The 18,050-nt window shown below is 65.0% G+C and carries 17 protein-coding genes; 3 read left to right on the top strand and 14 right to left on the bottom strand.

Annotated elements, in window-relative coordinates; genetic code table 11:
* Positions 1 to 144: 144 nt before the first annotated feature.
* Positions 145 to 1,770, bottom strand: a complete 1,626-nt coding sequence (gene groL, locus IRZ31_RS12525) for a chaperonin GroEL (protein ID WP_112432150.1) — start codon at positions 1,768 to 1,770, stop codon at positions 145 to 147.
* Between the two features lie 260 nt (positions 1,771 to 2,030).
* The gene (gene groES, locus IRZ31_RS12520; RefSeq protein ID WP_069805481.1) at positions 2,031 to 2,321 is read right to left on the bottom strand and encodes a co-chaperone GroES; all 291 of its coding nucleotides are present in this window, start codon (positions 2,319 to 2,321) and stop codon (positions 2,031 to 2,033) included.
* 597 nt (positions 2,322 to 2,918) lie between these two features.
* Here groES and moaC point away from each other — a divergent pair.
* Positions 2,919 to 3,440 (top strand): cyclic pyranopterin monophosphate synthase MoaC, encoded by a 522-nt coding sequence (gene moaC, locus IRZ31_RS12515; protein ID WP_112432148.1) that lies wholly within the window; start codon positions 2,919 to 2,921, stop codon positions 3,438 to 3,440.
* Positions 3,441 to 3,528: 88 nt separating this feature from the next.
* On the opposite strand, the gene IRZ31_RS12510 is transcribed toward moaC, so the two are convergent.
* The 12 genes from IRZ31_RS12510 to IRZ31_RS12455 all read right to left on the bottom strand — a co-directional run bounded on the left by IRZ31_RS12510 (position 3,529) and on the right by IRZ31_RS12455 (position 16,726).
* Positions 3,529 to 4,272 carry a histidine phosphatase family protein gene (locus IRZ31_RS12510; RefSeq protein WP_112432146.1) on the bottom strand — a complete coding sequence of 248 codons (744 nt, stop codon included), beginning with the start codon at positions 4,270 to 4,272 and terminating at the stop codon, positions 3,529 to 3,531.
* A complete protein-coding gene (locus IRZ31_RS12505; protein WP_297154143.1) occupies positions 4,269 to 4,982 on the bottom strand; it encodes a cyclase family protein in 714 nt (237 codons plus the stop codon). Before IRZ31_RS12505 ends, IRZ31_RS12510 begins: the two co-directional genes overlap by 4 nt.
* Before the next feature lie 129 nt (positions 4,983 to 5,111).
* The gene (locus IRZ31_RS12500; RefSeq protein ID WP_052890363.1) at positions 5,112 to 5,399 is read right to left on the bottom strand and encodes a putative quinol monooxygenase; all 288 of its coding nucleotides are present in this window, start codon (positions 5,397 to 5,399) and stop codon (positions 5,112 to 5,114) included.
* A gap of 8 nt (positions 5,400 to 5,407) precedes the next feature.
* A complete protein-coding gene (locus tag IRZ31_RS12495; protein WP_112432142.1) occupies positions 5,408 to 6,256 on the bottom strand; it encodes a fumarylacetoacetate hydrolase family protein in 849 nt (282 codons plus the stop codon).
* Positions 6,257 to 6,311: 55 nt separating this feature from the next.
* On the bottom strand, positions 6,312 to 6,818 hold the full coding sequence (locus IRZ31_RS12490; protein ID WP_297154140.1) for a (2Fe-2S)-binding protein: 507 nt from the start codon (positions 6,816 to 6,818) through the stop codon (positions 6,312 to 6,314).
* A gap of 40 nt (positions 6,819 to 6,858) precedes the next feature.
* Complete coding sequence (locus IRZ31_RS12485) at positions 6,859 to 8,967, bottom strand: xanthine dehydrogenase family protein molybdopterin-binding subunit (RefSeq protein WP_297154138.1); 2,109 nt, start codon at positions 8,965 to 8,967, stop codon at positions 6,859 to 6,861.
* Positions 8,960 to 9,853 (bottom strand): FAD binding domain-containing protein, encoded by an 894-nt coding sequence (locus tag IRZ31_RS12480; RefSeq protein WP_297154136.1) that lies wholly within the window; start codon positions 9,851 to 9,853, stop codon positions 8,960 to 8,962. Before IRZ31_RS12480 ends, IRZ31_RS12485 begins: the two co-directional genes overlap by 8 nt.
* 248 nt (positions 9,854 to 10,101) lie before the next feature.
* Positions 10,102 to 10,944: a PEP/pyruvate-binding domain-containing protein gene (locus tag IRZ31_RS12475; protein ID WP_112432136.1), complete on the bottom strand. Its 843-nt coding sequence runs from the start codon at positions 10,942 to 10,944 to the stop codon at positions 10,102 to 10,104.
* A gap of 74 nt (positions 10,945 to 11,018) precedes the next feature.
* Complete coding sequence (locus IRZ31_RS12470) at positions 11,019 to 11,744, bottom strand: cyclase family protein (protein WP_112432134.1); 726 nt, start codon at positions 11,742 to 11,744, stop codon at positions 11,019 to 11,021.
* Positions 11,741 to 12,382, bottom strand: coding sequence for a GntR family transcriptional regulator (locus IRZ31_RS12465; protein WP_112432132.1), 642 nt, complete (start codon positions 12,380 to 12,382; stop codon positions 11,741 to 11,743). The genes IRZ31_RS12470 and IRZ31_RS12465 overlap by 4 nt, the downstream gene beginning before the upstream one ends.
* Positions 12,379 to 14,367: a PEP-utilizing enzyme gene (locus IRZ31_RS12460; RefSeq protein WP_297154130.1), complete on the bottom strand. Its 1,989-nt coding sequence runs from the start codon at positions 14,365 to 14,367 to the stop codon at positions 12,379 to 12,381. Before IRZ31_RS12460 ends, IRZ31_RS12465 begins: the two co-directional genes overlap by 4 nt.
* Positions 14,368 to 15,544: 1,177 nt before the next feature.
* Entirely contained in the window at positions 15,545 to 16,726 is a 1,182-nt protein-coding gene (locus IRZ31_RS12455) for a helix-turn-helix transcriptional regulator (RefSeq protein ID WP_297154128.1), read from the bottom strand.
* 335 nt (positions 16,727 to 17,061) lie between these two features.
* On the opposite strand from IRZ31_RS12455, the gene IRZ31_RS12450 reads away from it, so the two are divergent.
* Both IRZ31_RS12450 and IRZ31_RS12445 read left to right on the top strand, forming a co-directional pair.
* On the top strand, positions 17,062 to 17,259 hold the full coding sequence (locus IRZ31_RS12450) for a hypothetical protein (RefSeq protein WP_297154126.1): 198 nt from the start codon (positions 17,062 to 17,064) through the stop codon (positions 17,257 to 17,259).
* Positions 17,256 to 18,050, top strand: a 795-nt coding sequence (locus IRZ31_RS12445; RefSeq protein WP_297154124.1) for a class I SAM-dependent methyltransferase, incomplete at its 3' end; no start/stop codon positions are given. The genes IRZ31_RS12450 and IRZ31_RS12445, both read left to right, overlap by 4 nt.

Here is an 18,050-nt window from a genome sequence, read left to right as displayed (position 1 = left end):
AGGGATTGGAATTAAGCCCCAAAAAAAGAGCCAAGCCCCTTCCCCCTGGTTGGCGGGGGAAGGGGCGACAAGCTTCAGGGAGTCTCCTTGAGGTATCCAGAGCGGAAGCGCTAGAGCTATAGACAGCTCATCTGCTAGAGACGACTAGTACTCAGGAGCCGGCGCCGCTGGGGCCTTCTCCTTCTCTGGAATATCGGTGACGAGGGCCTCCGTCGTCAGGATCATGGCGGCGATGCTGGCCGCATTCTGCAGGGCCGAGCGGGTCACCTTGGCCGGGTCGATGATACCGGCGGCGACCATATCCTCGTAGCGATCGGTCAGCACGTTGTAGCCAACGTTCTCGTTCTTCTGCTCCTGCTGCGCGCGGCGCACGCCCTCGACCACCACCGAGCCATCGCGGCCCGCGTTGATGGCCAGCTGGCGCATTGGCTCCTCCAGAGCGCGGCGCAGGATCGACACGCCCGTGGCCGCGTCGCCCTCCAGCTTCACGTTATCGAGGGCCTTGATGGCATTGAGCAGGGCCACGCCACCGCCGGGGACGATACCCTCTTCGACCGCGGCGCGCGTCGCCGACAGGGCGTCCTCCACGCGCGTCTTGCGATACTTCAGCTCGACCTCGGTACCGGCGCCGACCTTAATCAGGGCCACGCCACCGGCCAGCTTCGCCAGGCGCTCCTGCAGCTTCTCGCGATCGTAGTCGCTGGTGGTCTCCTCGATCTGAGCCTTGATCTGGCGAATGCGGGCCTGGATGTCAGCCGGATTGCCACGGCCCTCAACGATGGTCATATTGTCCTTGGTCGCCACCACGCGGCGGGCCTGACCCAGATCGGCCACGGTCGCGCTATCCAGGCGGCGGCCCATCTCCTCGCTGATCACCTGGCCACCAGTCAGGATGGCCATGTCGCGCAGCATCTCCTTGCGGCGATCACCGAAGCCCGGGGCCTTGACGGCCAGCACATTCAGCACGCCGCGCAGCTTGTTGACTACCAGGGTCGCCAGGGCCTCGCCATCGACGTCCTCCGCCACGATGACGATCTCGCGCTTGCCCTGCTGGGTCAGCTGCTCCAGAACAGGCAGGATATCCTGGACGGCGCTGATCTTCTTATCGGTGATCAAGATGTACGGCTCGTCGATGACGGCCTCCATCTTCTCGGAGTTCGTCACGAAGTAGGGGGAGATATAGCCGCGGTCAATCTGCATGCCCTCGACATACTCGGTCTCGAAGTTGATGCCGCGGGACTCTTCGACGGTGATGACGCCGTCCTTACCGACCTTCTCCATGACCTCGGCGATCAGGTTGCCGATGGTCTCATCAGCGGCGGAGATTGTGGCGACCTGGGCGATTTCCTTCTTGCCCTCGACGGGGATAGCCTTGGAGCGGATATATTCGACAACGGCCTCGGTACCCTTGTCGATGCCGAGCTTGAGCTGCATCGGGTTGGCACCAGCGGCCAGGTTCTTCAGACCCTCAGTGACGATGGCCTGCGCCAGCACGGTGGCGGTCGTCGTACCATCGCCGGCGACATCGTTGGTCTTGGTGGCCGCTTCTTTCAGGAGCTGGGCCCCCATGTTCTCAAAGGGGTCCTCCAGCTGGATCTCCTTGGCGACGGTGACGCCATCGTGGGTGACGCTGGGCGCGCCAAACTTCTTATCCAGCGCGACGTTGCGCCCCTTGGGGCCAAGTGTAACCTTGACGGCCTCCGCCAATACGTCAATACCCTTCTTCAAAGCGTGACGCGCCTGCTCGTCAAAGATCAGCTGCTTCGCCATCGCTGTACTCCACCTCGCTTTCAAACTACTACTACTACTACTACTGCGTCTTCTTGTGCGCTTGCTTGCGTATCCCGTCAGCCTTCTCTTCTCACTAGCAGCCTGCCTCGGCCAGACCGGGCGGCCCGCGCGGCCTTGGCAAGCGCTTCCTCAAGACAAGCGGTAAGAAGTAACGATGTGGTTCAGTTCATTCACTAAAGTAGATAATACAGATGAGAAGAGAGATGAGCGCGATCTCGCGCGGCCCCGTTCAGGACGGTTCAGCTCAGCACGGCCAGAATATCGCTCTCTTTGAGGACCAGATACTCCTCGTTGTCGAGCTTGAACTCGGTGCCGCCGTACTTGGCAAACAAGACGTGATCGCCCTCGCGCACCTCGATGGGCACCCGGTCCCCGTTATCGAGCAGGCGCCCGCTGCCGACGGCGATCACTGTGCCCTCCTGCGGCTTCTCCTTAGCTGTATCGGGGATGACGATCCCGCTCTTGGTCACTTCCTCCTTCGGAAGCGGCTTGACCACGACGCGGTCGCCTACAGGACGAATCTTCGCCATGCGCACACACTCCCTTCGCTGTTCGTTCGTTCCGTTCGTTCCGCTGGTCGGTCGATCGATCGGTTGTGAACTCCGGCCAGGGGAAGAAGCAGGCTCACAAAAGGACGGCTGGCGCAGTCTCGCCTCCTGCCCGCCGCCCGCTCCAGCTAGATTTCGCCCGTCCGTCCATCCGTCCCTGCACCGGGCCGGTCTGGGACGGCCTGACTCCGCTCAGTGCGACACGGCAAGGCGCGAGGCGCTGACCGCTGCTCACCGTCCGTTACTCGACCTCGACCGTTTAGTGACTCTCTTCTTGGCTTGCTGTCCTGTCCTGGGTTCTCTCCGCCTATACTAGATGCCACATCCGCCGTTAGAACAACACAAGAGAAGCGTTAGAGTTCCGTAGGAATTGTGTTAGAGGAATGTTAGAATCATGGGCGCGGCCCCAGCGACCAGCGGTCAGCGGCATTGCCCCGCTCCTGGCTTCCCCGCAGCTCGTCATGATATACTGCCGGCAGAACCGGATGAGCGGCCTGATTCGGCAACCTACCTGGACAGGCAGGCCAACGGGAAAGACTGAAAGACCTGCAGAAGGCAGGCGAAAGGGGGAATTGTGCGATGCCTGGGCCAGAGGAGTCTTCGGCTCAGCTGAGCCACGTGGACGCTGGCGGCCATGTGCGCATGGTCGATGTGAGCGAGAAGGCGGAAACCCTGCGCGAGGCCACTGCCCGGGCCCGTGTGCGCCTGCAGCCGCAGACGCTGGCGCTCATCGAGCGGAACCAGATTGCCAAGGGCAACGTGCTGGAGGTGGCGCGCATCGCGGCTATTATGGCTGCCAAGGCAACGCCGCAGCTGATTCCGCTCTGCCATCCGCTGCCGCTGACGCACGTCGGCGTCAGCTTTGAGCTGCAGCGCGAGCAGGGGCTGATTCTGATCGAGACGAGCGCGCGCACGACCTACAAGACGGGCGTTGAGGTGGAGGCGCTGACGGCGGCGACGGTGGCCGCTTTGACAATCTACGATATGTGCAAGGCGGTCGACCACACGATTACGCTGGAGCAGGCTTACGTGGCGCGCAAGAGTGGGGGCCAGCACGGCCTGGTCGAGTTCTCGCCGGAGTCGGAGGCGCCCACTCCTTGAGCGGCGGGTCGGTCCGGCCTGCCTGCCTGCCCTCTCCGCGCCTGCTGGCGAAGCGGGAGCGACAGACCGGACCGGGCTGCCGGGCCGCTCAGGTCAGCAGGCGCTGATTCTGGCGATAACGGATCTGCAAGGCGCCGTCAGGCTGAGCCTCGATGTCGATGGCCTCGCCATACTCGGGTTCGCCCGGGTCGACGCCGTCAAAGAGGTAGTGGCGCAGGAAGGCGCGCAGGAGCGGCGAATGGGAGACGCAGAGGTAGCGCCGCGGCTGGCGATGCGGGCCGTCGGCCAAGCTGCGCGCGAAGGTCCAGAGGCGCCGCGCCGCGCACAGCGAGTTTTCGCCCGGCGGATCAGCCAGCCTGACCCAGTAGCCGATGCGGTCGGGCGTGCTCCAGAAGCCCTGCCAGAAGGGATGACGGGCGACGTCCTCGGCGCTGAGGCCGCACCAGGATGGCAGTTGCTCCACGAGGGCGGCAGCGCTGCTGACCATCTCGACGCGCGTGCCAGCCAGGTAGAGGTCGGGCGTGCGCAGAGCATCGTTGCGCCGTGGCTCGTGGATGACAATGCGCTCCTCCGGTCTGGCTGCCTCGCTGGCGCGGGCGGTGCAGGCGCGACTGAGAACCTCGTAGAGGACTTGAGCGGTCTCGCTGGCGCGTCGGGGCGCGGCGTGCAAGATGATTATCTCTTCGCCGGGCTGCAGGCGTTCGGCCAGCGCTTCGGCCAGGCGTGCGATCTCTTGCCTGCCCTCCTCGGTCACGGGGACATCGCCGCGATGCGAGGCGACGCGCCCGTGTCGCAGGAGCTGGATCACTAGCGGCGCGGGCCGCTCGCTCATGGCTGCTCCTCCGGGATGAGGGCGAAGGCGCGCGCCGGGGCGCTGTCGATGCCGGCAAAGTGATAGAAGGGGGCGAAGAACTGGCAGCGCGGTGGCAACTGCGCCAGGTTGACCAGCCCCTCAATGAGGGGAATACCCGCCCCGAGAATGGCGCGATGGACCACGAACTGATCGGCGGTCCAGCCCTGCTCACGGGCCGCCGGCTCCTCGAAGAAGTCGCAGCCGATGCTCTTGGGCTGCTTCGCGACCAGCCAGTGGGCCGCCGCTTCGGTCAGGGCCGGCGAGCGCGGGAAGTAGCGCGGCGTACCGATGGCGCGCTGGGCCCAGTCGCTGCGCAAGAGCAGGATGTCGCCCGGGCGCAGCTCTTCGCCGCGAGCGCGCAGGCGCTCGACTGCCCGCTCCAGCAGCGGGACGTCGATGAGCATGCGCTCCTCAACGGGCGTGAGGTCGAGGACGACGGCGCTGCCGATGACGCGCTCAAGGGCGACCTGGTCGATGGCCTCGCCGCCTTCGAAGCAGTGCAGGGCCGACTCGACATGACAGCCCGTATGCAGGCTCATGGTCACCTGGCCCGATTGCCAGTAGGGCCGCTCGCCTCTGGCCCCTTCGCCAACTTTAGTGCGCACTTCGAAGTGAACGCCGATGTTGGTCGACGGAGGTCCCTTGAAGCCCTCGGGGACCGCCGGCGTAAGATCGACAATTCTGGTCATAGCCTTGCCTTCGTTCTGTTCAATGGATTCCTTAATAGTATGTAATGGGATGGGCTGCAGGCCAGCCCGCCAGGCGGGTGAGCCAGCCTGCAGGTGGGCGCTGCTTCCTCTCCGCGCGGACGCGGCACATCAGAGCGTCCAGAAAAAGTGGCGCTCGCGGCTCTCCAGATTGGGAATGGCCTCGCCCTTGACATATTGTTCGAAATGGGGAGTGGCCATATGGGCCTCGTAGGCCGCCTCGTCAGCGTATTGCTCATAGATGAAGAAGAGGCGCGGGTCGTCGGGCGAGCGATGCGGCTGGTAGAAGAGACAACCAGGCTCCTGGAGCGACAGGGGCGTCATGATCTCCAGCACGCGGCGGATGGTCTCCTCCTGACCCGGCTTGGCGCGCCAATAGGCAGCAACAATGTAGGCCATAGCTTGCGTTACGCTCCTCTCTTCTGCTGTTTTTTGCCGATGCGGTTCCGCAGAACGCCGATCCCTTCGATCTCCAGCTCGACCACGTCGCCCTCGCGCAGCCAGCGATCCAGCTCCAGACCGGAGCCGCCGGCGGCGGTGCCGGAGCCAAAGACCTCGCCGGGATAGAGGGTCTGGGCCTGGGAGGCATAGGCGATCATGTCGGCAAAGGTATGGTGCATGTGGCCCGAGTTGTCCTCGCCCCAGACCTCGCCGTTAACGCGCACGACCATGCGCAGGTTGCCCGGATCGATCTCATCGGCGGTAACGATGCAGGGTCCCAGCACGTTGGAGCCATCCCAATCCTTGGCCTTGCAGGGTCCCATGTTGACGGGCAGCTCGCGCGTCTGCACGTCGCGGGCCGATACATCGTTCCAGATGGTGTAGCCAAAGATGTAGTGCATGGCCTCCTCTTTGGGGATGTCCTTGCCGCGCCGCCCGATGATGGCGGCCAGCTCCAGCTCGTGGTCGAGGCGCTCGGTGTAGGCCGGCCAGGGGATCTCTTCCTCGGGACCGATGACCGTATCGGGCAGCCCTTTGTAGTAGGCCGGCACCGTGTACCATTCGGGGGCGATGGGTCGTCCGAGGCGCCCCATCGCGTTCTTGAGGTGGCCCTCGAAGGCCAGAAAATCGCGCAGGGAACGAGGGCGCAGCGGCGCCAGCAGACGCGCCCCGCTGACAGGCTCCCGCCGGGCAATGGGGGCCCCGGCTTCGATGAAGGCCACCATGTCGCCCGTGAAGCCCACATCAAAGATCTGCTCTCCTTCGAGCAGGCCGACGCGCGGCCCCTGGCCAGCATCGTAGGTTACAAATTTCATGGTAGGCGACTCCTGATCCTCTCTCTTCTTCTCTAAGAAGGATAACACGGCGGCATTACGAGATAGAGGCTGGCCCCGGCTGCGGCTGGCGCCGCCGTTCTTCGGCCAGCAGGGCCGCGGCGCGCTGGGCGGCCTGGATGATCTTGAGATAGCAGCCACAGCGGCAGAGATTGCCCCCGAGCGCGCGCCTGATCGTCTCCTCATCCGGCTCCGGCTGCTCCTCCAGCAGGGCCTTGATGGTCAGGATCATGCCCGGGGTGCAGTAGCCGCACTGGAAAGCCTGCACTTCTTCAAAGGCGCGCTGGACCGGATGACGACCGCCGAGGCCCTCCACAGTAGTGATCTCGCAGCCCTCGGCCAGCGGCGCCAGCAGGATACAGGTCGAGATGGGCTGGCCGTTGAGCAGGGCCGTGCAGGCGCCGCAGATGCCCAGGCCACAGGTCTCGCGCACGCTGCGCAGGCCCAGCTCGCGGCGCAGGACCTCCAGCAGCATTTCGTCCGGCTCGGCCTGCACCGTCACCGGCTGGCCGTTCAGCGTGAAATGGATCTCCATTGCAGCCATGATGGCGCTCCTTCCCTTGCTTCTCCCCCTCCGTCCTGACTCAGACCGGCGCGGCCCGGCGGCGCTCGCTCGCTTCGAGGACGCGCTCAGGCGTGAGCGGCAGGTCGCGTACATGAATGCCGAGCGAGAAGAGGGCATTGCCGATGGCGGCGGGCACCGGCGGCAAGGCTGTCTCGCCCAGCCCGTGGATCTCGGCGCCCGGTCGCTCGATCAGCTCGTAGGTCAGGCGTGGCAGATCGTCCGCCGCCGGAATGTTGTAGTCGGAGAGATTGGCGTTGGTGACCTGGCCCTCGCTAAAGGCGATCTCCTCGAAGAGGGCGCTCCCGAGGCCCATGATCATCGAGCCTTCGTTTTGCAACTGGGCCGCCGGCGGATTGACGACGCGCCCGGCGTAGATAGCCGTGTGCAGGTGGACGACCTCCAGCTTGCCGGTCTCCTCGTCGACACGCACTTCGGCGGCAGCGGCCCCCTGATGCCAGTGGGTCGAGGCGATGCCCTGGCCGGTATCGGGATCGAGACCGCCCTCGTTGACGCACTCGCCGTAGCCCAGCTCGCCGTTTTCCTTGAGCTGGCGCACGGCCTCCACCAATGCCCGCCCCATCATGTAGGTTGAGCGGCTGGAGGTGGTGCGAGTATCGTAGGGCACGATGTCGGTGTCCGGTACGGGGAAGTGCACGCGCTCCACCGGTACACCGAGCTGCTCGGCGGCCAGCATGCGGATGGCGCGCCAGGCTCCCTGGCCCATCTCGGCGGTCGCGCAGTGGACGGTGTAGCTGCCGTCCTCGTTGGCCTCGACGACGATCGAGGCCCGGCTTGGCGTCTGCATGCCCTTGAGGAGCACGGCCAGGCCCTTGCCGCGGCGCCCGCCTTGCCAGCCGATCTGCTCGGCCACCGCCTTGAGGCAGTCGGCGAAATGGACATCGTGCATGACCTCGCCCGTGCAGTAGCGGTCGCCGTCAACCAGGACATTCTTGAGGCGCAGCTCAAGGGGGTCCAGGCCCAGGCGCTCGGCCAGCAGGTCCATCGTGCGCTCCGAGGCCCAGACGGCTTGCGTGGCCCCGTAGCCGCGGAAAGCGCCGTTAGACGGCAAGTTGGTGTAGATGCAGTAGGAGTCGACCCAGACATGGGGGATGCGATAGGGACCGGGCGAGGCGAAGCCCATTTTCTGGGCGACGCCGGGGCCGCAGTCGGCGTAAGCGCCGGTGTTGACCCAGCAGGTGACCTGCTTGGCGACCAGGGTGCCATCGCGTTTGGCTCCAAGCTTGACGTGGATGGTCGCCGGATGGCGGTTGAGCGTCAGCCATTCCTCGTCACGCCGCAGGACGAGCTTGACGGGCCGACCGGCTTTGCGCGCCAGGCAGGCGACAATGGCCTCGTAGCGCACGAAGGTCTTGGCCCCGAAGGCGCCGCCCATCGGCGGGGCGATGATGCGAATATGCTCCTGGGGCAGGCCGAAGATGCCGGCCAGGTCCATGCGCAGGTTAAAGGGCGTCTGCGTTCCCGTCCAGACCTCTAGCCGCCCCTCGGGGGTCCAATGTGCCAGGCAGGCATGCGGCTCCATCGGGACGTGCTGGGCGCTGGGTGTGCGATAGGTCTCTTCGACGATGACCTCGGCCTCGGCAAAGCCCTGCTCGACGTCGCCGTGGCGGATGCGAAAGTGATGGCAGACGTTGCGCTGCGGCTCGGGACGCATGCCGAAGTAGGCGGCGTCGTTGTCGGAGATGGCCAGATCTTCATGAAGCAGGGGCGCCCCCGGCTGGATGGCCTCGACGGCGTCGAAGACCGCCGGCAGCTCTTCGTAGTCGACCTCGATCAGTTCGGCGGCTTCGCGCGCGGCCCGCGGAGTGGCAGCGGCCACGGCGGCCACGGGATCGCCAATGTAGAGGGCGCGCTCAACGGCCAGCACCTGTTGATCTTTGATCTGGCAGCCATAGAGGCCGAGAGAGCGCACGTCGTCCGGGGTCAGGGCGACGACGTCGGCGGGCAGGGCCGAGGTGTCGACGCGCAGCACCCGCGCATGAGCGTAGGGCGAGCGCACAACACAGGCATAGAGCATATCGGGTAGCTCGACATCCTGGGCGTAGCGGATGGCCCCGGTTACGCGTGGATCAGGCTCAGCATAATGGGTGTTGTCGCCTGGCTCAGGCATGGCTCTGGCTCCCTCCTCTCGCTGCGATGATCCGGTTGAGATCTTCCAGGGCCCGGCGTACTTCGACGGCGATGACGCGCCGGCGGTAGTGGGCGGAGCCGCGGGCATCGCTGAGGGGATCAATGGCGGCGGCGTAGCGCTCGCCGATTTCGCGCGCCAGCTCTGGTTCGATCGTTGGCTGGCCTGCCGCCAGAGCGCAGATCTCGGGAAAATACTGCGGGCGCTCGGCGACGGCGCCGACGGCGACGCGCAGGCGCCCCTCGCGACGCACGGCAGCGACGGCCACGCAGGGGCGGTCTTCGCTGGAGCGTGAACGGAATTTGCGGTAGACGGCCCCTTCGAGGCCTCCGGGAACCTGGATTTCGGTGAGTAGCTCGTCGGGGCGCAGGCTGGTTTCGTAGTGGCCGACGATCAGCTCTTCGACGGGAATCAGGCGCTGCCCCTGGGGACTGCGCGCGACGACGCTGGCGCCCAGAGCATGGAGCAGGGCCGGCGGGTCGGAGGCGTAGTCAGCGTCGGCCAGGACGCCCCCAACGGTGGCCTGGTTGCGGACGCGCGGACTGGCGACCAGAGCGAAGGTGCTGGCCAGCACCGGCCAGCCGCGCTGGACCAGCGGCGAGCGCTCCAGGGCGCGGTGAGTGGTCATGGCGCCGATGCGCAGCAGGGGCCGGCCTGCGGCGCTGGCATCCTCGACGCGGAGATAGGCCAGTTCCCTGACCCGGCGCAGGGCCAGGAGGGCCGCCGGCTGCAGCAGACCCTGATTGATCAGGATGCCGACAAAGGTGCCGCCGGCCACCACGATCGCCTCCTCACCATAGCGGGCGCGCAGCTCCAGAGCCTCCTCCAGGGAGGTCGGGGCAAGCCACGCAGGAATTGGTCTGGCCATAGGGCTTCCAGCTTCTTTCTAGTTCGCTCGCTAGCTCTCGCGCTCTCTCTTACTTACTTGCTTGTACGTTCGTTGGCCGACAGGCGGCGCATCGCTGCCTCTCTGCCGGGGTGGGTCAGCGCCAGCCGTTCCACCCACTCGCCCGCCCCGTCCAGAGCCGGCCTCACCCCTATGAGTGGGGCCGCCGCGGCAGGGCGGGCGAGCCTGGCAAGGAAGAAGAAGAAAAAGAAGAAGCAGCGCACCGCCGCTCAAAGGGTGGTAATGGGCCGCGACTGGAGCAGGTAGAGCTGTCCATGTTCGATGGCCCATTCGATATCTTGGGGCTGGCCGAACAGCTCCATCAGGTGCAGGCCCAGCTCCGTCAGGCGGCGAATCTCCTCCGGCTCCAGCACGCGCTGTGCGCCGACGATCTGCTCGCGCTTGATGGTGCCGGCGCGGTCAACGACGTAGTGATCGGGCGTGACCTCGCCCGAAACGACCTGCTCGCCGAGGCCAAAGACCGCCTCGATGATCAGGCGATCGCGGCGCCGGTTGACCGGGTCAACGGTGAAGAGGACGCCGGATTTCTCGGGGGCCAGCATCTTCTGGACGACGACGGCCATGCCGAGGTCGTGCAGCGAGCCTTTGCGCGCCCGGTAGAAGATGGCCCGCTCGCTGAAGAAGGAGGCCCAGCAGTCGACGACGCGGCGACAGACCTCCTCGGCTCCGCGCACATTGAGGTAGGTCTCCTGTTGGCCGGCGTAGCTGGCCGCTTCGGAGTCTTCGGCGCAGGCCGAGGAGCGCACGGCGACCAGGCCGTTGCCGGGCGCCAGGCGCTCGTAGGCGGCGCTGATGGCGGCGCGCGGCGGTTCGGCCTGGCGGACCAGGGCCTGGGCCTCGGCGTGGCGCTGGGCCAGGGTCAGCTCTAGCAGCCGCTCGCGCTCGACGGATTGCTCCAGGATCGAGGCCGGGATGACGAAGCCTGGCGGTACTGGCAGGCCCTGGGCGGTCATGGTCGCCAGGCTGGCCCCTTTGCCGCCGGCCTGGCGCACGTCACAGCAGGCCGCTTCGTCGAACCAGAGAATGGCCCCCTGCTGCACTTGCTGTCGCATGATGCTCTCCTTCTCTCGTCTCCGTGTTGGATGGATGCAGGCCCTGGCAGCTGCGCCCGGGCTGTCGGCTCAGGCTAGCTCTCATCTTCGATAATGCCGACGGCGCGCACAGGGGCGCCGGTCGTGCCGACCCATTTGATGGGGAAGACGGCGACCTTGAAGTTGCAGGGCGGCAGCTGATCAAGGTTGACCAGGTTCTCCAGGTGCCAGTAGTCCTCTTCTTTCATGACCAGGTGGGCCTCCCAGAACTGTTTGCGCTCGAACATGGCCCAGACGGGCGGGTCAAAGGTGGGGGCATCGGTGCCCATCATGCGCACGCCCTGTGAGATCAGGTAGCGGGTGGCCTCGGCGGTCATGCCGCAGTGGTCGGTGAGATAGCGCGGCTCGGTGTTGTAGGCTGAGGCGCCGGTCTGGATCAGGACGATGTCGCGCGGCTTGAGGGTGTAGTTGATTCTGGCGAGGGCCTCCTCAATGTCGGCGCGCGTGATGCCGTAGCCGTAGGGCTTGTCACGGAAGTCGAGGACGACGCCGTCGGAGTAGCAGTATTCCAGAGGGATGCCCTCGGGACCGGGCGCCTCGGGGCCGCGCACGTGCTTGAGGGCGTCGCAGTGGGTGCCGATGTGGTCGCCCTGGATGACGAGGTAGGAGGCCGTGAGCCAGGTGGCGCCGTACTGGGCGGCGCCGATGCCCTCGGCGAATTCCTGCCAGGTCTCGTACATCAGCAGGGCCGGCGGCACGACCCGAGGAAAGGTCATCATGCCTTTGTGCACCGGCATCGAGAGATCGACAAGGCGAGTCATGCGTGTTCTCCTTTCAGGACCAGTTCCCCGAAGAATTCGACATGCTGGCGCAACAGGCGGCCTGCCAGCTCGCCATCGCCGGCGCGCAGCGCCTCCAGAATGGGACGGTGCATGTCGGCCAGCTGGTGCGGCTCGATTTCGGTTTTGACGACGCTGATGAGGGTGCGGGCCTCGATGCGCAGTGAGCGCCAGACTTCCTGCAGGACGCGGTTGCCGCAGGCTTCGACGATCAGGCGGTGAAAGGCGACGTCGTGACAGACCTGGGCGTAGAGGTCGCCGTCGTCGGCGGCGCGGTGCATGGCGGCGATCTCGGCCTCCAGGGCGCTGACGTCGCCGGCCAGGCGGGCCGCCGCCGCCCGGGCCGCCACCTCTTCGATGGCGGCGCGGACGGGGTAGACTTCGGCCAGCTCCTGCTGCGAGACGGCGCGAACGCGCGCCCCGCGGTAGGGGATCGACTCGACGAAGCCCAGCGCCTCTAGCTCGCGCAGGGATTCGCGCACCGGCGCCTGACTGGTGCCGAATTCCTGCGCGATCTGCAGCTCGATCAGGCGGTCGCCGGGCTGGTACTCGCCCTGCAGGATGCGCGTCAGCAGGATCTCTTTGATCTGCTGGCGCAGGCTCTTGCGTGTCAGCGTCAAGCAAGGACCTCCACTACGCCGGTGGCACCGTTGACGCGGATGCGGTCGCCCGTCTTGATGCGCTGGGTGGCGTCGGAGGTGCCGACCACTGCCGGAATGCCGAATTCGCGCGAGACGACCGCCGGGTGCGAGGTGACGCCGCCGGCGTCGGTGACGAGGCCGACGATGCGCGTGAAGAGGACGACCCAGGCGGGATTTGTCATGCGGCAGACCAGAATGTCGCCTTCGCGCACCTGGTCGAATTGCTCCAGCGAGAGGACGACGCGCGCCGGGCCTTCGACGACGCCGGGCGAGGCGGCCAGGCCGCGGATCTCGTCGCTCTTCTGGGCCGGCTGCTTGTAGAACTTCTCCGGGAAGCCCCAGAGGGCGTTGTAGGGGAAAGCCAGGGCCGTCTTGGTGGCTGTGCCAACCCATTCGCGCGGGCGAATCTGATAGGCACGCTCGCGTTCGTCGCGCCGCTGTGAGACCAGCTCGCGGGCGGGCACGGCGCCGGGATTGGTCATGAGCAGGCGCAGCTCGTTGTAGCGCAGATACATGACGTCCTCGGGGTCGTCGAGCAGCCTGGCCTGGACCAGCTTCTTGCCGATGGCGATGAGCACCAGGCGCAGGCGGGCGTTGGTCCCCTGGTCGATGTAGAAGTGGTGATCAGGGGTGAGCGGGTTCATGCGCAGCGAGAGGTCGAGGGCCTGCTGCAGGCGCTCGCGCCCTTCGCCCGGTGGGACGTCGTCCATCAGTTCGTGAATGGCGCGGTCGAGGTCTTCGCGTACGCCCTGGATGGTGCGCGGATAGTCGTAGTCGGTCTCCAGGTAGCCGCGCAGGATTTCGATGATCGGGGTGGCCTGCTCCTTCCAGGTGGGGAAGGCGAATTCATGGGACCAGATCGATTTGTAGCCGAATTCTTGCTGATAGGGTTCGATGCGCTCGCGAATGAGCTGCTGGCCGCGCGAGGATTGTTGCAGGGCACGCCAGATGTCGGCGGCGGTTTCGCCGCGCTTGAAGAGCTGGCGCAGGTCGTCGTCGGCCTTGATCTCTTCTTTGATGCGCCAGAGGGCCTCGATGGAGTCCCAGTTACGGTCGGCCAGCGAGCTTTGCAGGCGCCCCATCAGGTTGGGATCGACTGCGCCTTTGATTTCCTGAATGAGGGCGTTGAGGTTGAGGGTCGAAGAGAACTGGGCAAAGTTGAGCATCCAGTGGATTTTCCAGTGTCGGTCGTGGATGTCGATGGCGTCCTCCAGGAGGACGGCCAGTTCGACGAGGCTGGCATGCTCGGTATCGTAGTTGTCGAGATAGGCAAAGTTGCGCTCCATTTCGGGGCGCAGCCGTGTCTGCCACCAGTCGAGGAAGTTGTGGGCGTAGTGCGGCAGGACGGCGTTCATGTAGGCGCCGATTTTCTGGGGATAGTCGGGATCGCGCGGGACGCGCGGGACGTAGCGCGCCTGGTATTCGGTGGCTTCGGCGTGCAGTGAGGAGTCGGCGGGCACGGCGGCGGTGTAGACGTAGCCGTTGATGTTTTTGGCGATCCAGTCGCAGGCGAAGGGGGTGCCGAAGCGCCGGAACATGTGGTCACAGGTGAGCCACCAGCCGCCGATGTCGAAGAACATGGGCGAGACGGGGTTAGGAATGTGCAGGTCGTCGTAGATCCAGAACAGTTCCTGCTCGCCCTCTTCCCAGGTGATGGGAAAGCTCTCGTCGCCGTAGAATGTGCCCAGGACTTCGTCGTTGCTGCTCATAAAATAAGCCTTCCTCTCTGAAAACGGGTCCCGACCGGACCGCGGGCACGGCGGTGGTGCGCTGCGGCCCTGCTTGGCGGGCCGGTGATCTGGCCGGCCCTGGTCGGGTGTAAGCGTTCCTCGCGCTGAACGCTGGCCGCGACCGTGTGGCGCGTGCACACGGCGGGCGCACGTGGCAGCAAGCCAGTAAGAGCAGGTCCCGGCTAGCCAGGCTGGCAGGCACATGTCTCTGTGCCGCTGCTCTCTACCAATCAAGAATAAATTATCGATAAACGAAAGTCAAGCGGGGAGAAGGAGGGAGCCGAGCAGAGGAGGGGCGAGCGCGCGGGCTGGCTGGCGCTGATGGCCGGAATGGGCCTGCGACCGCTTGACGGGCCCAGCTCGGGATGGTACCGCTGAGGGCGGGCCGGGCGGTCTCGCTTTGAGCAGCCCACGTGGTTGGAAACAGCGTCTGCCTTCAGGAAGTATCTGGCACCATTGCAAGAGGAGATTGCGATGCTCAAAGCTGAGCTGGGCAAGGTCGATCTCCTGTTCGAGCGCCAGGAGAAGGGCCTGATCTGCTGCCGAGGAAGAGACCTGCTGCTCCTCTGGCGGGCCGGGGTATCTGAGCGCTGAGGGACGGCGTCGTTGAGTGAAGTGATGGCGAAGGTGCTCGGGACAAGCTGGCGGTGTTCTTTTTATATTTTCTTTTGCCAGAAATACCGTTCGAATGCAGAATATATTTCTGGTGCCTGTCGCTTCGAGGATCTCGGCTCCCGACTTTCCACGCAGCGATCCTCGAATGGCTTTTGAAGCGGTCCGAGAGTCAAAGTGGCTGGCAACATAGCCGCACGAATGCGGTCACTGATGACCGATTTTTTGGGATCATCGAAAAGCCTTGACAGAGGCCGCTCCAGATGCTATCTTAGAAGGGGTACCGTCCGAACACCGCTTAAGCCCGTTTAGGGATTGGAACATAGAATGCTTGTGGCTTCATGTCTCCTGATTCTCCGTCCGAACACCGCTTAAGCCCGTTTCGGGATTGGAACCGCAACCACACATGATCATTCCGAACGATGCCATTGTAGGTCCGAACACCGCTTAAGCCCGTTTCGGGATTGGAACCAGACGCGCGCCAGCCAGACAAACTCACCGGGGACCGTCAGAACACCGCTCAAGCCCGTTTCGGGATTGGAAATAACAAGACTGCCTGCTCTGGCCAGCAGAGTCAGAACACCGCTTAAGCCCGTTTCGGGATTGGAACGGTTGGGCCAGCTCCCTGCAGCAGGAGACATTGCGTCCGAACACCGCTTAAGCCCGTTTAGGGATTGAAACTCAAAAAAGTACCCTGGCCGCCTGAACGGCCAGGGTGTCCGAACACCGCTTAAGCCCGTTTAGGGACACGAAGCACACTGAGCAGACCCGACCCCTGGCATATGCTCGCTCGCTTCCGCTACCAGGGCTGAAAGAGATCTTCCAGCTCCTTGACGACCTGCCGCTCATGCGGCCAGCGCCCCCGCAGACGCTCATAGACCTCTGCCAGCTTGTTGAAGTAGAGCCGCGACCCCAGTCGGCGCGCCAACTGCACCGCCTCAGCCACGACGCTGCCGGTCTCTTCTATCCATCCCTGCTGCAGGCGCACCTGCGCATAGTAGTAGAGCAGATCCACCCTTGTGATCGGTTCTCTCTCTATATCACTCGTTTTTTTCTCTGCCGACTGCAGCGCCTTCTCTGCTGCTTCCGGCTGTCCCAGAAAGAGCTGTGTCTGCGCATCTCCAAAGACATAGAGCGAGTAGCGGCTCGATCGCTGATAGCCATAGGCTGGGTCTTCTTCAGGCCGCTGCGGATAGAGTTCATAGGCCAGTCCACGCGCCCGCAGCGCCTCTTGTCGGGCCTGTCGCATCGCATAGACCTCAGCCAATCCCGCATACGTGCGCCCTTTCAGCAAAGGAGTGACCGCGGGAGTGAAGCGCGCCACAGCCTGCTGATAGCACAAGAGCGCCGCCTTGCTTTGCCGCTGGTGAAAATGGAGGTTAGCCAAGCCAATCCAGGCCGCCACCTCCAGATTCCGATCATCAGCCTGCCTGGCCAGCTCCAGCGCCTGTTTGCCCGCGCGCGCTGCCTGCCCGAAGTCTTCGCGATCGGTGCCCAGCTCGCAGGTCAGCAACTGGGACTGAGCCGCCAGCGCCGCGGCTCCTGCCTGGCTCAGCGTCGGCGACTGGGCCAGCAGCATGATTTGCTCCCTATAGAGGGGGAGCAGGGCCTCTACCTGAGCAGGGGCGCCGCCAAAGTAGAGATCTTGCAGGGCCCTGATGCCTCGCTGATAGGCAACCAGCAGGTCTTGAGCGCAAAGCTGGGCGAGTGGCGGCAACTCCTGGCCGGCAGGCGCCATCAACACACGCAGATCCTCAGCCAGAGCACGGCCAGAGCCTTCCTCGGCTGGCAAGCCCAAGAGACCCAACGCTTCGGGCGAGGCCTCAAGGCAGCGACTCAAACGCTGGATGCTATCAATGCGGATCGCCTCGCCGCGTTCAGCCCGCTCGACCGTCGAGAGCGAGACCCCCGCAAAATCGGCCAGCTCGCGCTGACTCCACCCGCGACGCTTGCGCGCCAAACGCAATGCCTCGTTTCTCATCAGCTCTTTCTCCTTATACTCATTGCAAAAAGCAGCACAAGTCATGGCCAGAAGACGGGTTATTCAAGGAACAACTGCCAAAACAGCCGCTACAATTTAACAGCATGAGACAGATCCTGGCTGCCGCCCAGCTCGTGTAGAGTAGCTTATTCAAAGGGATTATAAGCGAACAAGCCAGGCTCACGCAAGCAAGGAAGCGCTATCATGAGGGATAGCATCAGAGAGGACAAAATTCCTTTTAATAGAGAAAGAGTTAGCGCGGATCAAACGCCTTCTCCCGGCGTAGCGCCTGGCAAGGCAGAAAAGAAAGATCAAGAAAGGAGGAAAAAGAGACAATGGCCACCGCACCCCAACCTGCTTCATTCCGAGCGCCCGGGCAGATCGTACGCCCTTGCGCGCGCTGTCGCCTGCGTGACCTCTGCCTCACCACGCCGCAGCCTATTGTCCTGCCACGCCTATCGCGCTTGCAGTGGGCTGCCCAGTTACGTTGTCTGCTCTCCCACCAGACCACAGAAGAGGAGGAGCGCGCATGATCCGCCACTGGCTTGCCCGTCTGCTCGGCTTCCCAGCCAGCCAGACCGCCCAGGACGCCGCCGGTTCCCTGGCTCCCAGCGGTCCCGACGAGACCTACGTCCTGCCCCGCTCGCGCCAGGAACAGGACCGCCTCGACCTGCAACACTTCGCCCTGCGCCAACTGCTCGGCACCCACTTCCTGGCTCCCGTCCAGCACCCGCAGGCCATCCTCGACGTCGGCAGCGGTACCGGCATCTGGCTACGCGAGGCCGCCCGGCACTGGCGCCAGGCCCAGCTCATCGCCCTCGACAAAGACCTCTCCCTCCTGCGTACTCCCCTGCCCCCACGCTGCCAATCCATTCAGGCCGACCTCCTCAGCGGTCTCCCCTTCCCCGACGCCTCCTTCGACTACGTCCATCAGCGCCTCCTCGCCGCCGCCATCCCCCTCACCGCCTGGCCCGGCGTCCTCGCCGACCTGCTGCGCGTCACCCGCCCCGGCGGCTGGCTCGAACTCGTCGAAGCCACCAACGAAGTCTTCCACGAAGGTTCACGCCATGCCCAGGTCCGCACCTGGTTCGAAGCCCTGGCCGCCCGCCGCGGCCTGCACCTGGCCGCTCCCCTGCAGCTCCCCGACTGGCTGCGCAGCCTCGGCCTCGACCCGATCGTGCGCCACTGGGAGGCCCCCCTCGCAGGCAAAGCCTGCGGCGCCCCCCTCTTCCGACAGGGCCTGCTCGCCTCCCTGCACAGCGTCGCCCCCGCCCTGGCCCGCGTCAACCAGCTCCCCCTGCAGCAGATCGAGGAGACCCTGGCC

The organism is Thermogemmatispora sp. (assembly GCF_019683635.1).
In the GTDB taxonomy this organism is placed as follows: domain Bacteria; phylum Chloroflexota; class Ktedonobacteria; order Ktedonobacterales; family Ktedonobacteraceae; genus Thermogemmatispora.
Note: the sequence above shows the minus strand (reverse complement) of the source record. Positions and strands in the feature narration are given on the sequence as shown.